We start from the raw sequence: 3,669 nt of genomic DNA, 5'->3' as shown, positions 1-3,669 counted from the left end.
CGTCGCGGACGGCCCGCGTCGTCCCACGTACGGGCCTCCGTCAGCAGCCGTCCGGCCCCCGCCGACCAGTCCACCTCGGGCGTCGGGCCATCCACGTGCAGCGTCTTCGGCATCACCCCGTGCCGCAACGCCAGCACCGACTTGATGACCCCGGCGACACCGGCGGCTGCCGAAGCGTGCCCGATGTTGGACTTCAGCGAGCCGATCCACACCGGCCGGTCCGCCGGACGCCCCTGCCCGTACGTCGCCAGCAGCGCCTGCGCCTCGATCGGGTCCCCCAGCCGGGTCCCCGTACCGTGCGCCTCCACCACGTCCACCTCGGCAGCCGACAAACCCGCGTCCGCCAACGCCGCCCGGATCACCCGCTGCTGCGACGGACCGTTCGGCGCCGTCAACCCATTGCTGGCACCGTCCTGGTTCACAGCAGAACCACGGATCACCGCCAGCACCGGATGCCCGTTCCGCCGCGCGTCCGACAACCGCTCCACCAGCAGCATGCCCACGCCCTCGGCCAGGCCAAAGCCGTCGGCCGCTGCCGCGAACGCTTTGCAGCGGCCGTCCGGGGCCAGGCCGCCCTGCTGGCTGAACTCGACGAACATGCCGACCGTGGACATCACGGTGGCGCCTCCGGCGAGCGCCAGCGAGCATTCGCCCGACCGCACCGCCCGTACCGCGAGGTGCAGGGCGACCAGCGAGGAGGAGCAGGCCGTGTCGACGGTGACCGCCGCTCCCTCCAGCCCGAGGGAGTAGGCCAGCCGGCCCGAGGCGACGCTTCCGGTGTTGCCGGTCAGCAGGTGGCCGCCCGCGTCGGCGCCCTGTTCGAGGGAGGGACCGTAGTCCATGGTCATCGCGCCGACGAAGACGCCCGTCCGGGTGCGGCGCAGGGTGGAGGGTTCGATCCCGGTCCGCTCCAGCACCTCCCAGGTGGTCTCCAGCAGGAGCCGCTGCTGCGGGTCCATGGCCAGCGCCTCGCGCGGCGAGATGCCGAAGAACTCCGCGTCGAAGTCGGCCGCGTCGTACAGCGACCCGGCCTCGCGCTGGTAGTAGCGGCCCGGTGTCCCCGGCGCGGGGTCGTAGCGCCCGGCGGTGTCCCAGCCTCGGTTGTCGGGCAGCGCGGAGACGGCGTCGACGCCGTTCGACACCAGCTCCCACAGGTCGTCCGGGCTGCCGACGCCCCCGGGGTAGCGGCAGCCCATGCCGACGATCACCACGGGGTCGTCGTCCGCGGCCCGCACCGGCACGGGCGCGTCCGCGTCGGCGTCCTCACCGGCCCGTTCACCGGAGAGCGCGGCGCACAGGTACGCGGTCAGGTCGTCCGGGGTCGGGCAGTCGAAGACGACCGTCGCGGGGATACGCAGCGTCGTCGCCGCGCTCAGCCGGTTGCGCAGCTCGACCGCGGTGACGGAGTCGAATCCCAGGTCGAGGAAGGCGAGTCGGCCGGGGACCGGGTCGGAACACCCGGTCAGCGCGGCGATCTCCACCGCCACCAGCCGGGCCAGCGCGGCGCGTTGCTTCGCCGGGTCCATGGCGGCCAGCTCCGAGCGGAACGCGGCGCCGTCGTCGCGCTGCCCGTCGCCGTCCGCCGTCCCGTGCCCGTCCGCCGCTCCGGACGCGCCCGCCGGGACGGCCTCCGTGAGGGCCGCCAGCGGGAGTTCGGGTACAAGGGTGCCCGGCCCGGCGGAGTGCGACTCCGGGTCGGGGCACGGCGCGGCACCGCGTACGTACAGTTCACCGAGCGAGGTCAGGAACCGGCCCGGCCCGCCCTGGTTGCGGCGCAGCGTGCCGAGGACGGCGGCCTGTGAGCCGTGCTCCTGCGCGGTGTCCATGAGGGCGGAGGTGAGCACGGTGTGCGGGCTGGCCTCCAGCAGTACGTCGTGGCCGTCCCTCAGCAGGGCCCCGGCGGCCTGCCGGAAGAGGACCGTGCCGCGCAGGTTGCGGCACCAATAGTCGGCGTCAAGGACCGGGACGTCCAGCCGTCCGCCGGTCAGCCCGGAGTAGTAGGGCAGATGCGGGGTGCGGGGGCGGACCGGGGCGAGGTCGGAGCGCATCCGGGGGACGATCTCGTCGATGTGCGGGGAATGGGCGGCCAGGCCCACCGCGATCCGCCGTGCGTGCACCCCGTCGGCCGCGAGACCGTCGAGGAGTTCGGCCGCGGCGTCGCGGTCGCCGGAGACGATCACGGACCGCGGGCCGTTGTGCGCAGCGACGACGAGGCGGCCGTCCCAGCGGCCCAGCCGCGGCTCGACCTCGCCGGCCGGGGCCATCACGGAGACCATGTCCCCGCGCCCGGCCAGGGTGGCCTGGGCCTGGCTCCACAGGGCCACCACGCGCGCGGAGTCGTCCAGGGACAGCGCGCCGGAGACCTCGGCGGCGGTGACCTCGCCGACACTGTGGCCGAGCACCGCGTCCGGCCGTACCCCGTGCGAGCGCCACAGCGCGGCCAGGGACACCGTCACGGCGAACAGCACGGGCTGCACCACGTCGGCCCGGTCGGCCGCGGGGGCGCCGGGCACGTCCGGGTCGCGGAGCACGTCCATCAGCGACCAGTCGACGAACGGTTCCAGGGCCTGCGCGCACGCGTCCATCCGGTCGCGGAACACCGGGGAGGCGTCCAGCAGGTCGACCGCCATCCGGGGCCACTGCGCGCCCTGTCCGGGAAACACGAAGGCGACCCGCCGGGCGGACCCGGCGGCCGTCCCCTCCACCAGGCCGGGCATGGTCCGGCCGCCGGCGAGCGCGTCCAGCCGCTCCAGGAAGCCGTCGCGCCCGTCCGCGACCAGTGCCGCCCGCCGGCTCCCTCCGGACGCGGTGCGCGCGAGGGTGAACGCGACGTCTTGCGGGCTCCAGTCGTCACGGCCGGCCAGGTGCGCGTGCAGCTCGTGTGCTCCGGCCGTCAGCGCGTCCTTGCCGTTGCCGGCCAGTGTCCACAGCAGCGGTGCTTCCGTACCGTCGGGGTGCGCCATCGTGTTTTCGGACTCCTTCACGGCGTGCAGGACCTTCCGTCACCGGACCTGGGCGGGCGCCCGCTCCCGCGGGTCCCGCGCCGGCCGGGGCGCCTTCGTCCTGCCCGGCGCGTACCTCCACCGGACCCGCGACGCCGATCTTGCCTAAGTCGCATAGCGGCCCGATAGCGCAGGCCGCGACACGGACAGGGGTACGCGTACGGGGTGTGCCACGAACGCGGGAGGCCGCAATGGGTAGTTGAGCGGCTGAACGCGATGCTGTGCGAGCGATGAAGGTAGGCCCTTCGGAGCCGCCCATGCGGGGGGAGGCTTCAAACCGCCACATGCTGCGGAAGCGGTGACGCGACCGTGGTGAGCGATGTGGAAAAGGCGTCCAAGAGGGCGTCAGGTGGGGATCAGGAAGACGGAGCGCAAATCCCCGTGAGGGGGACGCTGTTGACGCGTCGTTAAGGATTGAAATGGCATCAAAACCGGGGGTTACTTTTTGCCCCGGGATGAGCCTGGCGGATACCCGATCTACTGGCCAGGTGGTGCCCGGCGTGGAGGCGACGTGATCCTGGTCTGCGGCGCTCGTAGGGAACGTGGGAAGACACGAACTGATGCTGCGGTAGCCCGTTTTGGATGATGCCGCGTAAGGGAGGACCTCAAGCGGACAACCCGCGAGAGGCAGAGTACCGATGCAGATCGTGTTGGCGGACCGGTTCGT

1 protein-coding gene is annotated in these 3,669 nt (G+C 73.1%); it reads right to left on the bottom strand.

From position 1 onward, the window contains the following. Positions 1-2,963: type I polyketide synthase (locus B9S61_RS36345; protein WP_146065038.1), on the bottom strand; the 2,963-nt coding region annotated here is incomplete at its 3' end. Positions 2,964-3,669 lie beyond the last annotated feature (706 nt).

Origin of the sequence: Streptomyces sp. SM1 (assembly GCF_002910825.1) — a bacterium.
Classification (GTDB): domain Bacteria; phylum Actinomycetota; class Actinomycetes; order Streptomycetales; family Streptomycetaceae; genus Streptomyces; species Streptomyces okerensis.
The sequence above is the reverse complement of the archived record's forward strand: the minus strand, read 5'-3'. Positions and strand labels throughout refer to the sequence as shown.